Below are 14,889 nucleotides of genomic sequence, written 5' to 3' on the forward strand. Positions count from 1 at the left end.
ATGAGCGCAGCAGAACAGCCCGATGTACCGATCTGGTCGACGGTGCTCGAGAAGCTGACCGCCGATGAACGGGTCAGCCCGCAGTTGCACGGCTTCCTGAGCCTGGTCGTTCCGGCCGGCGTCATGGGCGGCGTTCTCTACCTCGATGTGCCGAACGATCTGACGGCGGCGCAGATCAACAAGCGTCTGCGCGCTCCGCTGATGGAGGCTCTCTCAGCGAGCGGAAACGAGGTCACCTCGTACCGCACGGTCGTGAACCATGAGCTCGCTGACCAGCCCACGGCGCCGATCAGCGTTCCCGACTTCACCACGCCCGAGCCGCTCCGCGTCGAGTCGCCGATCGAACAGCATCCGACCCCTACGCGGCACGAGTCGCGACTCAATCCGAAGTACACCTTCGACAATTTCGTCATCGGTCAGTCGAACCGATTCGCGCACGCGGCCGCAGTCGCGGTCGCCGAAGCGCCGGCCAAGGCCTACAACCCCCTGTTCATCTACGGTGACTCCGGACTGGGCAAGACTCACCTGCTGCACGCGATTGGCGACTACGCGCAGTCGCTGTACGCCGGTGTGAAGGTCAGGTACGTCTCGAGCGAAGAGTTCACGAACGACTTCATCAACTCGATCGCGAACAACCGGGGTGCCGCGTTCCAGAGCAGGTACCGCGAGGTCGACATTCTGCTCATCGACGACATCCAGTTCCTGCAGGGTCGCGCCGAGACGCAAGAGGCGTTCTTCCACACGTTCAACCAGTTGCACGACCACAACAAGCAGGTCGTGATCACCAGCGATGTCGCGCCGAAACTGCTGACCGGGTTCGAGGACCGCATGCGTAGCCGGTTCGAGTGGGGTCTGATCACCGACGTTCAGGCACCCGACCTCGAGACGCGCATCGCCATCCTGCGCAAGAAAGCGCAGAGCGAGTCGCTGCACATCCCCGACGAGGTACTGGAGTACATCGCCAACGTCGTCTCGTCGAACATCCGAGAGCTCGAGGGCGCACTCATCCGCGTCTCGGCGTTCGCCAGCCTCAACCGGTCCTCGCTCGATATCGCCTTGGCCCAAACGGTGTTGCGCGACATCGTCGACACCACCGAAGACAACGTGATCTCGCCGACCGACATCATCACTGCGACGGCGGCGTACTTCAAGCTCACGGTCGATGATCTGTACGGCTCGAGCCGCTCGCAGCAGATCGCGACCGCCCGGCAGATCGCGATGTACCTGTGCCGTGAGCGCACGAGCCTGTCGTTGCCGAAGATCGGTCAGCTGTTCGGCAACCGCGATCACACCACCGTCATGTACGCGTGCAAGAAGATCAGCGAGCTCATGAAGGAGCGTCGTTCGATCTACAACCAGGTGACCGACATCACCACCCAGATCAGCCGCCGCTGATCCCGCGAAACACCTGTCCGCACGCGGTTAACGTGTAGTTATCCGCAATGGGTGTGGATAACTTGTGCAGAACTCGAGGTTCGGATGCCCGTTTTGCAACGCGCTGTGGATAACTCGAGCTCGAGGCCCCAGACCGGACTCCCCCGAATCCCGCGGATTCCTCAGCGTTTCCACAAGTCACACGGCTGTAGTTTCCTACTCTCGAGCGCTATCCACCGAGTTATCCACAGAATCCACAGTTGTTAACACCGTTAAGAGATCTTCAGTGATTTCAGGTGATTCGATCACCGGACGGATGTGGACAGATCGCTCGAACCGCTCGCAGATCGGTAGCAGCACGCCAACGGCGTGCGGCTAGCATGGGATGGCTTGTGGTGGGCCCACCACAAGCGCCAGATGTGCAACGAGGGAGCGCCCGTGAGGTTTCAGGTCAACCGCGATGTGTTCAGCGAGGCTGTGTCCTTCGTCGTCAAGCTGCTTCCGCAGCGCAATCCGCAACCGATCCTCGCGGGAGTGTTGATCGAGGCCAACGAGAACGGACTCACGCTCTCGGCCTTCGACTACGAGGCATCCGCACGCACAACGATCGAGGCGACAGTCGATGAGCCGGGCACGATCCTCGTGCACGGGCGCCTGCTCTCCGACATCGCGAGCCGGCTTCCGAACGCTCCGATCCAGATCGCTGTCGAAGAAGATGGCGGCATCGCCGTCACCTGCGGGTCTGCACGCTTCACCCTGGCGTCCATGCCGGTCGAGGAATATCCCTCGATCCCCGAGGTCGCTGGAGCAACGGGTGTGGTTCCCGCCGAAGAATTCGGCACCGCGATCGCTCAGGTCGCTTTCGCCGCATCGCGTGACGATGTCACCCCCGTGCTCACCGGTGTGCAGCTCGAGGTCTCCGGACAGACGCTCAGCCTGGTCGCGACCGACCGCTACCGCGTCTCGCTGCGCGACGTCCCGTGGGACGGCGCCGAGGCAGAGCAGACCGCGCTCGTTCCGGCGCGTACCCTGACCGAGGTCGGCAAGACCTTTGCGCACGCCGGCACCATCGAGATCTCGTTCTCGGGCGGCGGCGACCGCGAGATCATCGCGTTCACGGCGGGCAACAAGACCGTCACTTCGTTGCTGATCAAGGGCAACTTCCCGCCGGTACGGCGACTGTTCCCCGAGCAGACCGACCACTACGCCGTGATCAACACCGCCGACCTCGTTGAGGCCGTCCGCCGTGTTGCCCTCGTGCTCGATCGGTCCGCTCCGCTGCGTTTCACCTTCAGCAGCGACAGCGTGACGATGGATGCCTCGGGCAGTGAGCAGGCACGGGCATCCGAATCGGTTGACGCGCACCTCAACGGCGGCGACGAAGTCACGCTCGGTCTGAACCCGCAGTACCTCCTCGAGGCGCTCGGCGCCGTCAAGAGCGAGTTCACGCGCGTGACGTTCACCTCGAGCGACAACGCCAACAAGCTCAGCCCTGTGCTGGTCACCAGCCAGACCTCGGTCGACCAGGCGGGTCTTGACTCGTTCAAGTACTTGCTGCAGCCGAACCTGCTGCTGCGCTGAGGCCTCGAGCCCACCTAACGATCCCGCCGGGCCGATGTCGGTCACCGAAGGTAGGCTGATGCGGTGATTGTGGAGCACCTGAACCTGGTCGATTTCCGCAATTATGCGACCGCCGACCTCACTCTGCATCGCGGCCCGAACGTGCTCGTCGGCAGCAACGGGCAGGGCAAGACCAACCTCGCCGAAGCGATCGTCTTTCTCGCGACGCTCGGATCCCACCGGGTGTCGTCGGATGCGCCGATGGTGCGAGATGACAAGGATTTCGCCGTTGTGCGCGCCAGGTTGGCGCATGGAAAGCGCACCGTCCTTGTCGAAGTGCAGATCAATCGACAGGGATCCAACCGGGCTCGCATCAACGGCTCGCCGTCGAAGACCAATGAGCTGCCGCGCTACGCGCACGTCGTGCTGTTCGCCCCGGAAGATCTGCAGATCGTGCGCGGTGACCCGTCGTCCCGTCGACGCTTCGCCGATCAGTTGCTGATCCAGCGCACCCCGCGCATGGCCGGTGTGATCGCCGACTACGACCGGGTGCTGCGCCAGCGAACGGCGCTGTTGAAATCCGCTCGCGCGCGCGGTGTGCGTGGCGAAGGGCTGAGCACCCTCGACGTGTGGGACGACAAACTGGTCGCGCTGGGCTCCGAGATCATCCATGCGCGGCTGCGCCTCGCTGCAGATCTGCGCGGTCCATTGGCCGAGGCGTATGCGGCCATCGCCGGGGCCGACCACCAGCCCGAGCTCGAGTGGGCGCTGTCGGTGCGCGGCGCGGATCCGGATGCTGACGATTCCGCGGCCGATGCACCGGCATCCGATGAGGGCGACATCCCGACCATGTTCCGCGTCGCGCTGCAGCAGCGCCGCGCGAAAGAGATCGAGCGGGGTCTCACCCTCGTCGGCCCACACCGTGATGACCTGCTGCTGCGTGTACGCGATCTGCCGGTGAAGGGGTACGCCTCGCACGGCGAATCGTGGTCGGTGGCGCTCGCCCTGCGGCTCTCCTCGGCGGAACTGCTGCGTTCCGAGTCCCCGGCCGGCGATCCGGTGCTGATCCTCGATGATGTCTTCGCCGAGCTCGATGCCGACCGCAGGCGTCGCCTGGCGACGTTGACCGCCGGGTACGAGCAGGTGATCGTCACCGCCGCGGTCGAGGCCGACATTCCCGAGATGTTGCACCGTCACGTGGTGCGGATCAGCGCCGGCACGATCACCGATGAGAGGGACACAGACGAGAGGGAGGATGCCGATGACTGATCCGCAACCCCCGGAGACGGTCGCCACCTACCTGCGCCTGCGCGGACTCAAGCCGAGTTCGACGAACTGGAAGCGCAAGAAGCGTCTCGTCGTCGATGATGACAATGCCCCGTTCACGAAGGGGCGGGATCCGGGAACGCTCGGCGACGTTCTGGCCAAGCTCACGCGCGATTCGGGTTGGGAGAAGACGCTCGCCGCCGAGGATCTCGTACGCCAGTGGGCCGAACTGGCCGGGGCAGGCACCGCCAAGCACTCCGAACCGGTGTCGCTCGAGCGCGGCGTGCTCACGGTGAAGTGCGATTCGACGGCGTGGGCGAAGAACCTGCAGTTCATGCGCGCAGTCATCATGACCGAGATCACGAATCGGTATCCGGATGCCGGTGTGCAGAACCTGCGGTTCATCGGACCGGACGTTCCGTCGTGGAAGTGGGGACCGCGGGTGGTGCCCGGACGCGGCCCACGGGACACCTACGGGTAGGGCATCACGCGCGCACCCTCAAGCGCTCAGAACGCCCCACACGGCCTTAGAGCCGCATCTCGATGCTCGAAACCCGCTAGAATGGCAGCGACCTTTCGAAGTGTGGAGATCTACCTCTGATGACGTCTGAAACACCTGCCGACGACAACGAGCGCTCGACGAACCCCGAGACCGCGAACGGGCAGGCGCCCAGCGACTACGGCGCGGATTCGATCCAGATCCTCGAGGGGCTGGAGGCCGTCCGCAAGCGTCCCGGAATGTACATCGGTTCGACGGGTCCTCGAGGCCTGCACCATCTGGTGTACGAGATCGTCGACAACTCGGTCGATGAGGCGCTGGCGGGCTATGCCGATCGCATCCGTGTCACCCTGCTCCCCGACGGTGGCGTGCGTGTGGTCGACAACGGTCGCGGTATTCCCGTCGATCCGCACTCCTCTGACCCGACGAAGTCGACCGTCGAGGTCGTGCTCACGATCCTGCACGCCGGCGGCAAGTTCGGTGGCGGCGCCTACGCCGTGTCGGGTGGTCTGCACGGTGTCGGGTCGTCGGTCGTGAACGCGCTCTCGACCCGTTTCGAGGTCGAGGTCAAGCAGAAGGGCTACGTCTGGCGGCACAGCTTCGCCGATGGCGGCACCCCGCAGCAGTCGCTCGAACAGGGCGAGGCGACGGACGAGACCGGAACCACGATCACGTTCTGGCCGGATGCTGAGATCTTCACCGAAACGGTCGAGTTCGACTACGACACGCTGCGCACGCGCTTCCAGCAGATGGCGTTCCTCAACAAGGGGCTGCGCATCTCGCTGAGCGACGAGCGTCCGGCATCCGCCTACGAGGTCGAGGAAGAGGGCGCGCTCATCAGCAAGCAGCCGTCCGATGACTTCCTCTACGAGCGCGGTCTGGTCGACTACGTCGAGTACCTGAACAAGGTGCGCAAGGCCGAGCCGGTCAGCGAAGAGATCATCGACTTCGAGGCTGAGGACACCGAGCGCAAGATCTCGCTCGAGGTCGCCATGCAGTGGACGACCTCGTACAACGAGAACGTCTTCACGTACGCCAACACGATCAACACGCACGAGGGTGGAACCCACGAAGAGGGATTCCGCGCTGCGCTCACGAGCCTGGTCAACCGCTACGCGCGGGCGAACAACCTGCTCAAAGAGAAGGACGACAACCTCTCGGGTGATGACGTGCGCGAGGGACTGACGGCGGTCATCTCGATCAAGCTCGGCGAGCCGCAGTTCGAGGGGCAGACCAAGACCAAGCTCGGCAACACCGAGGCGAAGACGTTCGTGCAGAAGATCGTCAACGAGCAGCTCGGCGACTGGCTCGACCGCAACCCTGCGCAGGCCAAGAATGTCATTCGCAAGGCGATCGATGCGGCGACGGCGCGCCTCGCGGCACGCAAGGCGCGCGAGACCGCACGCCGCAAGAGCGTGTTCGAGTCGGCGGCGATGCCCGACAAGCTCAAGGACTGCACCAGCAAGGACCCGTCGATCAGCGAGATCTTCCTCGTCGAGGGTGACTCGGCAGGCGGTTCGGCCGTGCAGGGTCGCGACCCGCACACGCAGGCGATTCTGGCGCTGCGAGGCAAGATCCTGAACGTCGAGCGCGCGCGACTCGACAAGGCGCTGGCCAACAAAGAAGTCCAGGCGATGATCCAGGCCTTCGGCACGGGCATCGGTGAGGACTTCGACATCGAGAAGGCCCGGTACCACAAGATCGTCCTGATGGCGGATGCTGACGTGGACGGCCAGCACATCACGACGCTGCTGCTGACGATGCTGTTCCGCTACATGCGCGGGCTCATCGAGGCGGGCTTCGTGTATCTCGCGATGCCGCCGCTGTACCGCCTGAAATGGACCAACTCGCCCCACGAGTACGTGTACTCGGATGAGGAGCGCGATGCGCTGATGGCCTACGGGCAGGAGAACGGCAAGCGCCTGCCGAAGGATGCCGGTATCCAGCGCTACAAGGGTCTCGGCGAGATGAATGCCAAGGAACTCTGGGAGACCACGATGGACCACACCACGCGCACGCTGCGTCAGGTGTCCATCGACGACGCGGCCACGGCCGATGAGATCTTCAGCGTGCTGATGGGTGAGGACGTCGAGTCTCGACGCACATTCATCCAGCGCAACGCCAAGGATGTCCGCTTCCTCGACATCTGAGCGCGTCGCCTCGTACGTGAACGACCGGAACTGAAAGACACTCATGACTGACGAAGAACGCCCCGAGCCGGCCCACGAGCACGGCCGCATCAACCAGGTCGACCTGCAGGCCGAGATGCAGCGCAGCTATCTCGACTACGCCATGGCTGTCATTGTCGGTCGTGCGCTGCCCGACGTGCGCGACGGGCTCAAGCCCGTGCACCGCCGCGTGATCTACGGCATGTACGACGGCGGATTCCGCCCCGACAAGTCGTTCTCGAAGTGCGCGCGAGTCGTCGGCGAAGTGATGGGTCAGTATCACCCGCACGGTGACTCGGCGATCTACGACACCCTCGTGCGTCTGGTGCAGCCGTGGTCGCTGCGCTACCCGCTGGCGCTCGGCCAGGGAAACTTCGGCTCCCCCGGCAACATGGGCGCGGCCGCGCCCCGGTACACCGAGACCAAGATGGCTCCGCTCGCGCTCGAGATGGTGCGAGACATCGAAGAGGAGACCGTCGACTTCTCGCCGAACTACGACGGGCAGACGCAGGAGCCCGACGTGCTGCCGGCGCGGTTCCCGAACCTGCTGGTCAACGGCTCGATCGGTATCGCGGTCGGCATGGCGACCAACATCCCGCCGCACAACCTGCGTGAGGTCTCGGCCGCCGCGCTGTGGGCGCTCGACAACGCCGGAATCAGCCGCGAGGAGTTGCTCGAGGGCCTGATCCAGCGCATTCCCGGCCCCGACTTCCCGACCGGCGCGCAGATCCTCGGAACCAAGGGCATCCACGAGGCGTACCGCACCGGACGCGGGTCGATCACGATGCGCGCCGTCGTCGAGATCGAAGAGATCCAGGGGCGCACGTGCCTCGTCATCACCGAGCTGCCCTACCAGGTCAACCCCGACAACCTCGCGGTGAAGATCGGTGAGCTGGCTCGCGACGGCAAGATCACCGGCATCGCCGATATCCGCGACGAGTCCTCGGACCGCACCGGACAACGCCTGGTCGTCGTGCTCAAGCGCGACGCGGTCGCGAAGGTCGTGCTGAACAACCTGTACAAGCACACCCCGCTGCAGGACAATTTCGGCGCCAACATGCTGGCGATCGTCGACGGCGTCCCGCGCACGCTGGCCCTCGACGGCTTCATCACGCACTGGCTCGACCACCAGCTCGACGTGATCGTGCGCCGCACGATGTACCGCCTACGCAAGGCGGAAGAGCGCATGCACATCCTGCAGGCATTCCTGAAGGCGCTCGACGCGCTCGACGAGGTCATCGCACTCATCCGTCGCTCGCCCACGGTCGCCGAGGCGAACGAGGGGCTGCGCGAGCTGCTGACCATCGACGAGAAGCAGGCGGATGCCATTCTGCTGATGCAGCTGCGTCGTCTCGCGGCGATGGAGCGCCAGAAGATCATCGACGAGGCCACCGAGCTCGAGACGAAGATCGTCGACTACAAGGACATCATCGCCACCGAGGCCCGCCAGCGCGACATCGTGCGCACCGAGCTCACCGAGATCGTCGACCGTTTCGGCGACGAGCGCCGCACGCATATCCTGCACGGCTTCGACGGCGACATGTCGATGGAAGACCTCATCCCCGTGGAAGAGATGGTCGTCACCGTCACCCGCGAGGGCTACATCAAGCGCACGCGCAGCGACAACTACCGGTCGCAGCACCGCGGTGGCAAGGGCGTGAAGGGTGCGCAGCTGCGCGCCGACGACCTGGTCGAGCACTTCTTCGTCACCACCACGCACCACTGGCTGCTGTTCTTCACCGACAAGGGCCGCGTGTACCGCACGAAGACCTACGAGGTGCCCGAGGCCGGCCGCGACGCGAAGGGCCAGCACGTGGCGAACCTGCTCGCGCTGCAGCCGGACGAGAAGATCGCCCAGGTGCTCGCCGTGCGCGACTACGAGGCCAAGGAATACCTGGTGCTCGCCACCCACGACGGTCTGGTGAAGAAGACGCGCCTCAGCGACTACGACACCAACCGCCAGGGCGGCGTCATCGCCATTCGCCTGCGCGAGAACGACGAGCTGGTCAGCGCCAAGCTGGTCGACGCCGACGAGGACATCCTGCTGATCAGCGCCAAGGGCATGTCGGTGCGTTTCCACGCCACCGACGATGCGCTGCGCCCGATGGGCCGCGCGACCGAGGGTGTGCGGGGTATGAAGTTCAAGGACGACCAGGATCACCTGCTGTCAGCATCCATCGTCGACGAGGACTCGTACGTGTTCACCGTCACCGACGGTGGCTACGCCAAGCGCACCTCGGTCTCGGAGTACAAGGTGCAAAAACGCGGCGGAACCGGCATCAAGGTCGCCAAGCTGAGCGACGAGCGGGGCGAACTCGCGGGTGGTCTGATCGTCTCTGAGGACGACGAGGTCTTGGTGGTTCTGTCCAGCGGCAAGGTGGTACGCTCTGCCGTGGCCGAGGTGCCCGCCAAGGGTCGCGACACCATGGGAGTGGTGTTCGCCCGCATGACGAACGGGGATCGCATCCTCGCCGTCGCCCGCAACAGCGAGCGGGTGGTCGCCGAAGACGACATCGAGGGCGAGGCACCCGAAGCCCCGAGCCCCGAGACCCCCGAAGCCTGATCTGAAGAGAGCAACGACACATGAGCACAGTCGCGGACAAGCTGGCGAAGAAGTCCACCCGCAAGACCGCCGGCAAGCAGGTTCGCCTGCGCCTGGTCTACGTGGACTTCTGGTCTGCCGTGAAGCTGTCGTTCCTCGGGGCGGTCGCCCTGGCGATCGTGACCATGGTGTCGTTCTTCTTGATCTTCATGGTGCTGCAGGCGACGAATGTCATCGCGCAGGCGGGTGAGATCCTCACGACACTCACCGACGGCAGCGTCGACCTCGAGAGCCTGCTGGGTCTGCCGCAGGTGATGGCCTTCGGCGCGGTCGTGTCGATCCTGAACCTGATCGTGTTCACGGTGCTGGGCGCTGTCATCGCCGGTATCTACAACCTCGCGGTCAAGGTGACCGGCGGTTTGCTCGTCGGCTTCATGTCGAACTGACGCAGCGGGGTTGGACCCCGCCGCGTCAGTAAACCCGCCGAGCCGGCGACCTCGGGGGTCAGACGACTCCGGTCGTACCCAGCAGGGTACCGATGACCCAGGTGACCAGCAGCGCCAATGCGCCTCCGAGCACAAGGCGCACGGTTGCTCGCACCGGTGAGGCGCCACCCACCTTCGCCGAGATCACTCCGGTGAACGCGAGGGCGAGCAACACCGCGACGAAGGTCACGGGCACGCGCAGCTCGGGCGGCGGAAGCAGGATCGCCAGCAGCGGCAGCAGCGCGCCGATGGTGAACGAGATGGCTGACGAGATCGCCGCGTGCCACGGGTTCACCAGATCATGCTGATCGATACCCAGTTCGATGTCGAGGTGCGCCGCGAGAGCATCGTGCTCGGTGAGCTCGGTGGCCACCTGACGGGCCGTGCTCTCGCTGAGACCGCGCTGGCGGTACAGCTCGGTGAGCTCATCGAGTTCCTGCTCGGGCATCGTGCGCAGCTCTTCACGCTCCTTGGCGATCAGTGCACGCTCGCTGTCGCGCTGGCTGCTGACCGACACGTACTCGCCGAGGGCCATCGAGATGGCTCCACCGACCAGGCCGGCGATACCCGCGATCAACAGCGGCGCCGAGTCCGTCGACGCGCCGGCGACACCGACCACGAGGGATGCCACCGAGACGATGCCGTCGTTCGCGCCGAGCACTCCGGCGCGCAACCAGTTCAGTTTCTGACCGAGACCTGCTCCGTGTGGCTCGGCGGGATGCGTAGCGCTCATGCCCCCATGATGGCCGAGTTCGGCCCCGATCACAGCCCGAAGGGTAGGGAAAACCCGAATGGGGCTCTCGGGCTGGCCCCGTGTCGGGAAACGACGAACGACCGTAGCGTTGTCGACATGACCACGAATCCGTCTCCCCCGCCGCCACCGGTGCCGCCGGTTCCCCCGGCACCCGCACCGCCCGTGGCCGATGCCCAGGCCAAGGACGGCAACACACCACCGTTGCGCATTCTGCTCACCATCCTTGAGCTGGCCGCTCTCGGTGCCATCGGCACCGGGGTCATCAGTGTGCTGGCGGGCGCTCTCGGCCTCGGTGTCGGGCTGTTGTTCGCGTTCGGTATCGGAGCGATCGTTCTCGTGGGTGTGGTGTACGGCCTGTTCGGCGTCGCCTGGTTCGAAGTGCGTCGCGTGAGCACGCTGTACGACATCGACCTGCCTGATCTGAGATGGCGCGCCCCCAGCAAGCCCGGCTTCAGCGGCTGGCTCGGATCTCTCGCACGGCAGTCGATCAGCGGCCCGATGTGGCGCGCGGTCGCGAACTTCACACTCGCCTGCATCGCCGGCTCGCTGGTGATCCGCCTGTTCGGGGGAATGATCTGGTCAGCGTTCTTCGCGTTGTCGCCCTTGACCGGACAGGACACCACCCCGGGGCCGTTCGGTGCCGTGATCCACTCCGCATGGGCGCCGTTCGTCGGCATCCTCGGTGTACTTGCGGCGGGCGCCGCGATCGTCGGCCTCGCGTTGCTGCATCGCGTCATCAGCCGTGCTCTGGTGGTTCCCAACCGTGAGGCCGAGCTGACCGCGCAGGTGCGCACGTCCAGCGCGCAGCGCGCGGGCGCGGTGCGCGCCGCCGAAGTGGAACGCACCCGCATCGAACGTGACCTGCATGATGGCGTCCAGCCCCGGCTCGTATCGGTGGGCATGACCCTCGGCCTGGCGCAGCAGAAGATCGACAATGATCCCGCCGCGGCCAAGGAGCTGATCGGCGAGGCACACACCTCGACGAAGGCGGCGATCACTGAACTGCGGCAGCTGGCCCGTGGCATCCACACCTCAGTGCTGGACGATCGCGGACTCGACGCGGCGCTGTCGGCGCTGGCGGGGCGCTCACACATCCCCGTGCATCTCGACGTGCGTATCGAGCCGGGTGCGGTGGGCGGATGCCGGGACGCCGAGGCGGCCGTGTACTTCGCGATCGCCGAGTCGTTGACCAACGCCGCCAAGCATTCGCGCGCCAGCGAGTGCCGGGTCGTGGTGCGTAGTCGAGACAACGGTCTGTGGGCCCGTGTCGAGGACAACGGACTGGGTGGTGCCCAGGTGCAGCCCGGTGGTGGCCTCGACGGCATCACCAACCGGGTGCTGGCGGCCGGCGGAACGTTCCGCCTGGAGAGCCCCGCGGGCGGTCCGACGAGCTTGGAGGTGACGGTGCCATGCGCATCCTGATCTGCGAGGACTCCGTGCTGTTGCGTGAGGGGCTGGTACGTCTGCTCGAAGACGCCGGTCACGAGGTGGTCGCGGCCCTGCCCGACACGGACGGGCTGATGGATGCCGTTGTCGAGACCGCACCCGATCTGTGCATTCTCGATGTGCGCCTGCCGCCGTCGTTCACCGACGAGGGCATCCGTGCGGCTCTGGCGCTGCGCGCCGGGCATCCGACACTCCCCTTGCTCGTGCTCTCGCAGTATGTCGAGGAGCGGTACGCGAGCGAGCTGATCGCCGCGCAGGGTGGCGCGCTCGGGTACCTGCTCAAGGATCGTGTCGCCGACGTCGGTGACTTCGTGGGATCGGTGGAGCGGATCGCGGCGGGCGCAACCGAGCTGGATCCCGAGGTGGTCGCGCAGCTGCTGACGCGTCGCAATCGCGACGAGCGGATGCTGCGGCTCACCGAACGGGAGCGCACGGTGCTTGCGCTCATCGCCGAGGGCAAGTCGAACGGTGCGATCGCCGGATTGCTGTTCCTCAGTGAGGCGAGCGTCGAGAAGCACATCACGTCGATCTTTCAGAAGCTCGGGCTCGATCCGGCGGACGGCAATCGCCGAGTGCTGGCGGCGCTCGCGCACATCGACAACACGAACAATGGCAAAGAACAGGGAGGCCAGTGATGGCGAGCAAAGCGGTGACGATTGTGCTGGCCGTGGTCGGTGGAGTGGTGCTGATCAGCGGGGGGACCATGGCGGCAGTCGCCGCGGTGGGTGCCATGGCACCGGTGTCGGAGGTCAGGGACGTCGACATCAGCGGAGTACAGGGACTGGATGCCACGGTCGATGCGGCTGGCCTGACCATCGAGTTCTACGACGGCGACGACGCACGTTTGCGTGCGGATGAGGGATCCACGGATGGGTGGACGCTGCGCACGCGCGGCGAAGAGCTCGTGGTGCGCACCCCACAACCGTCGTGGCTCGGGTGGCTCTCGCCCGACTGGTTGCGCGGCGATTGGTTTGACGGTGGTGACCAGGTGACCCTGCTGTTGCCGGAGACGCTGAAGGGCATCGACGCCGATCTCACACTCAACGCCGGTGCGCTGTTCGCCAATGGGGACTTCGATGAGATCGAGGCGCAGGTCAATGCGGGACGTATGGAACTGCTCGGTTCGGCCGATTCGGTGGACCTCGCGCTGAACGCCGGTGCCGGTAGTGTCGAGCTCGAGGGTGTCGATGAGGCGGGCTTCCACGTGGCTGCAGGGCGGATCGATGCCGAGTTGACCGGCACCGCACCTTCCGAGGTGACGATCGATGTGTCGGCGGGCGATGTGACGCTGACGCTTCCGCGCGGCGACTACGACGTCCGCCAGGACGTGTCGGCGGGAGACCTGAGCAGTGAACTGCGTCAGGACCCGGACAGCACGAACCGGGTGCGGGTCTCGATTTCGGCGGGTTCGGTGAACCTCCACGAGGGGTGATCAGTGACGGGCGCGCCGCGGGTTTCGACCGGCGGCGCGCCCGGGATTCACCCTCTCGGCGCCCGATTGGATTTCTCCCGTGTTCTTCGGGTAAAGTCTTCAAGGTTGACGGGGCTATAGCTCAGGCGGTTAGAGCGCTTCACTGATAATGAAGAGGTCCCAGGTTCAAGTCCTGGTAGCCCCACTCCGTTCGCGGAATCCCCACGGTGACCGTGCCGCACGGGGCCTTAGCTCAGTTGGTAGAGCGCTGCCTTTGCAAGGCAGATGTCAGGAGTTCGAATCTCCTAGGCTCCACAGTAAAAACCCCCGTGCTTTGCACGGGGGTTTCTTCGTTTACGACGCCCGTCCCACACCCGAGGCAGACGGTCGAAGAACCCGGCGCCGAGTATCTCGCCGCTAACTGATCGCCTGATATCCACGGGCGTACGGCGCCCGGAATCCCCGCGGAATCAATAGAGTGGAAGTCCTCGCGGATGGAGACGGAAATGACCGAGAAGATCGTCGTCGGAGTCACTGGGGCCTCAGGCAGCCGCCGTGCTGTCGATTGGGCCGCGGCACGTGCAGTGGCACGCAAGCAGCAGCTCGAACTGATCAACGTCGTCGGTGGTGCCGTCGGCATGATCGGTGAAGGAGCCGTGCTGCAGGCCGCCAGAGAGGCCGCGGACGAACTGCTCCGCGAAGAGGCCGAGCGGATCGCATCCGATGGTCTCACCGTCACCACGCGCATCGAGACCGGCGACCCGGTTCACACGCTCATCGACGCGTCCAAGGACGCCGCCCTGCTCGTGATCGGCAGCGACTACCAGGGGCCGGGACAGGGTCCTGCCCGTGGTTCGCACGGTATCCGCATCGCGGCCGCGTCGTCGAGCCCGGTCGTCGTCGTCCCCGACTTCGACATCACCGGGGAGCGCTCCGGTGTCGTCGTCGCGGTCGACGGCTCCCCCGTCTCGGAATCGGCCATCGCCTTCGCCGCCGCCGAGGCCGACCGACTCGGCGAGCCGCTCACCGCGCTGATCGTATGGACGCCCATCGCGGTACCCCGCAACGCGCTGATGGTGATGCCGCAGGCCTACCGTGAGGGCATGGAGCAGAGCGCCCGTGAGGCGCTGTCGCTCTCGTTGGCCGGCCTGCGTTCGCAGTACCCGGGTCTCGAGATCGAAGAGGCCGTCGCTGAGGGCTTCCCGTCGGTGATCATCAACGAGCTCGCCGAGAGCGCGCACCTCACGGTCGTCGGCAGCCGCGGTCACGGTGCCGTGCGTCGCTTCCTGCTGGGCTCGATCAGCCACGAGGTGCTGCAGCGACTCGCGACGGTGACCGCCGTCGTGCGCTGATCGCTGATCGACAGGTGATCGATCCGCGCACT

12 protein-coding genes and 2 tRNA genes are annotated in these 14,889 nt (G+C 65.5%); 13 read left to right on the forward strand and 1 reads right to left on the reverse strand.

The features are described 5' to 3' along the window. From dnaA to PTQ19_RS00035, 7 genes are all read left to right on the forward strand, one after another. Positions 1 to 1,395, forward strand: coding sequence for a chromosomal replication initiator protein DnaA (dnaA, locus tag PTQ19_RS00005; protein WP_274367970.1), 1,395 nt, complete (start codon positions 1 to 3; stop codon positions 1,393 to 1,395). A gap of 417 nt (positions 1,396 to 1,812) precedes the next feature. Beyond that, positions 1,813 to 2,955: a DNA polymerase III subunit beta gene (dnaN, locus tag PTQ19_RS00010; protein WP_179409574.1), complete on the forward strand. Its 1,143-nt coding sequence runs from the start codon at positions 1,813 to 1,815 to the stop codon at positions 2,953 to 2,955. 63 nt (positions 2,956 to 3,018) lie between these two features. Then, positions 3,019 to 4,203 (forward strand): DNA replication/repair protein RecF, encoded by a 1,185-nt coding sequence (gene recF, locus PTQ19_RS00015; RefSeq protein WP_274367971.1) that lies wholly within the window; start codon positions 3,019 to 3,021, stop codon positions 4,201 to 4,203. Beyond that, positions 4,190 to 4,681, forward strand: a complete 492-nt coding sequence (locus tag PTQ19_RS00020; protein ID WP_425313156.1) for a DUF721 domain-containing protein — start codon at positions 4,190 to 4,192, stop codon at positions 4,679 to 4,681. The genes recF and PTQ19_RS00020 overlap by 14 nt, the downstream gene beginning before the upstream one ends. 119 nt (positions 4,682 to 4,800) lie before the next feature. Next, positions 4,801 to 6,849: a DNA topoisomerase (ATP-hydrolyzing) subunit B gene (gyrB, locus tag PTQ19_RS00025; protein WP_222446570.1), complete on the forward strand. Its 2,049-nt coding sequence runs from the start codon at positions 4,801 to 4,803 to the stop codon at positions 6,847 to 6,849. A 43-nt stretch (positions 6,850 to 6,892) separates the two neighbouring features. Then, positions 6,893 to 9,430: a DNA gyrase subunit A gene (gyrA, locus tag PTQ19_RS00030; protein WP_274367973.1), complete on the forward strand. Its 2,538-nt coding sequence runs from the start codon at positions 6,893 to 6,895 to the stop codon at positions 9,428 to 9,430. 20 nt (positions 9,431 to 9,450) lie between these two features. Beyond that, the gene (locus PTQ19_RS00035) at positions 9,451 to 9,855 is read left to right on the forward strand and encodes a DUF3566 domain-containing protein (protein WP_179409569.1); all 405 of its coding nucleotides are present in this window, start codon (positions 9,451 to 9,453) and stop codon (positions 9,853 to 9,855) included. A 58-nt stretch (positions 9,856 to 9,913) separates the two neighbouring features. On the opposite strand, the gene PTQ19_RS00040 is transcribed toward PTQ19_RS00035, so the two are convergent. After that, a complete protein-coding gene (locus tag PTQ19_RS00040; protein ID WP_274367974.1) occupies positions 9,914 to 10,627 on the reverse strand; it encodes a VIT1/CCC1 transporter family protein in 714 nt (237 codons plus the stop codon). A 117-nt stretch (positions 10,628 to 10,744) separates the two neighbouring features. Between PTQ19_RS00040 and PTQ19_RS00045 the strand changes: the two genes are divergently transcribed. The 6 genes from PTQ19_RS00045 (at position 10,745) to PTQ19_RS00070 (ending at position 14,857) form a co-directional block, all read left to right on the forward strand. Then, positions 10,745 to 12,070 carry a sensor histidine kinase gene (locus PTQ19_RS00045; protein ID WP_274367975.1) on the forward strand — a complete coding sequence of 442 codons (1,326 nt, stop codon included), beginning with the start codon at positions 10,745 to 10,747 and terminating at the stop codon, positions 12,068 to 12,070. Beyond that, a complete protein-coding gene (locus PTQ19_RS00050; protein ID WP_179409566.1) occupies positions 12,058 to 12,729 on the forward strand; it encodes a response regulator in 672 nt (223 codons plus the stop codon). Before PTQ19_RS00045 ends, PTQ19_RS00050 begins: the two co-directional genes overlap by 13 nt. Next, entirely contained in the window at positions 12,729 to 13,526 is a 798-nt protein-coding gene (locus PTQ19_RS00055) for a hypothetical protein (RefSeq protein WP_274367976.1), read from the forward strand. The genes PTQ19_RS00050 and PTQ19_RS00055 overlap by 1 nt, the downstream gene beginning before the upstream one ends. Positions 13,527 to 13,636: 110 nt before the next feature. Further along, positions 13,637 to 13,710 (forward strand) — tRNA-Ile (locus PTQ19_RS00060). Between the two features lie 37 nt (positions 13,711 to 13,747). Further along, a tRNA-Ala gene (locus PTQ19_RS00065) sits at positions 13,748 to 13,820 on the forward strand. 191 nt (positions 13,821 to 14,011) lie between these two features. After that, positions 14,012 to 14,857, forward strand: coding sequence for a universal stress protein (locus PTQ19_RS00070; RefSeq protein ID WP_206821391.1), 846 nt, complete (start codon positions 14,012 to 14,014; stop codon positions 14,855 to 14,857). The last annotated feature ends 32 nt before the right edge of the window (positions 14,858 to 14,889 follow it).

Source organism: Microbacterium esteraromaticum, from assembly GCF_028747645.1.
In the GTDB taxonomy this organism is placed as follows: domain Bacteria; phylum Actinomycetota; class Actinomycetes; order Actinomycetales; family Microbacteriaceae; genus Microbacterium; species Microbacterium esteraromaticum_C.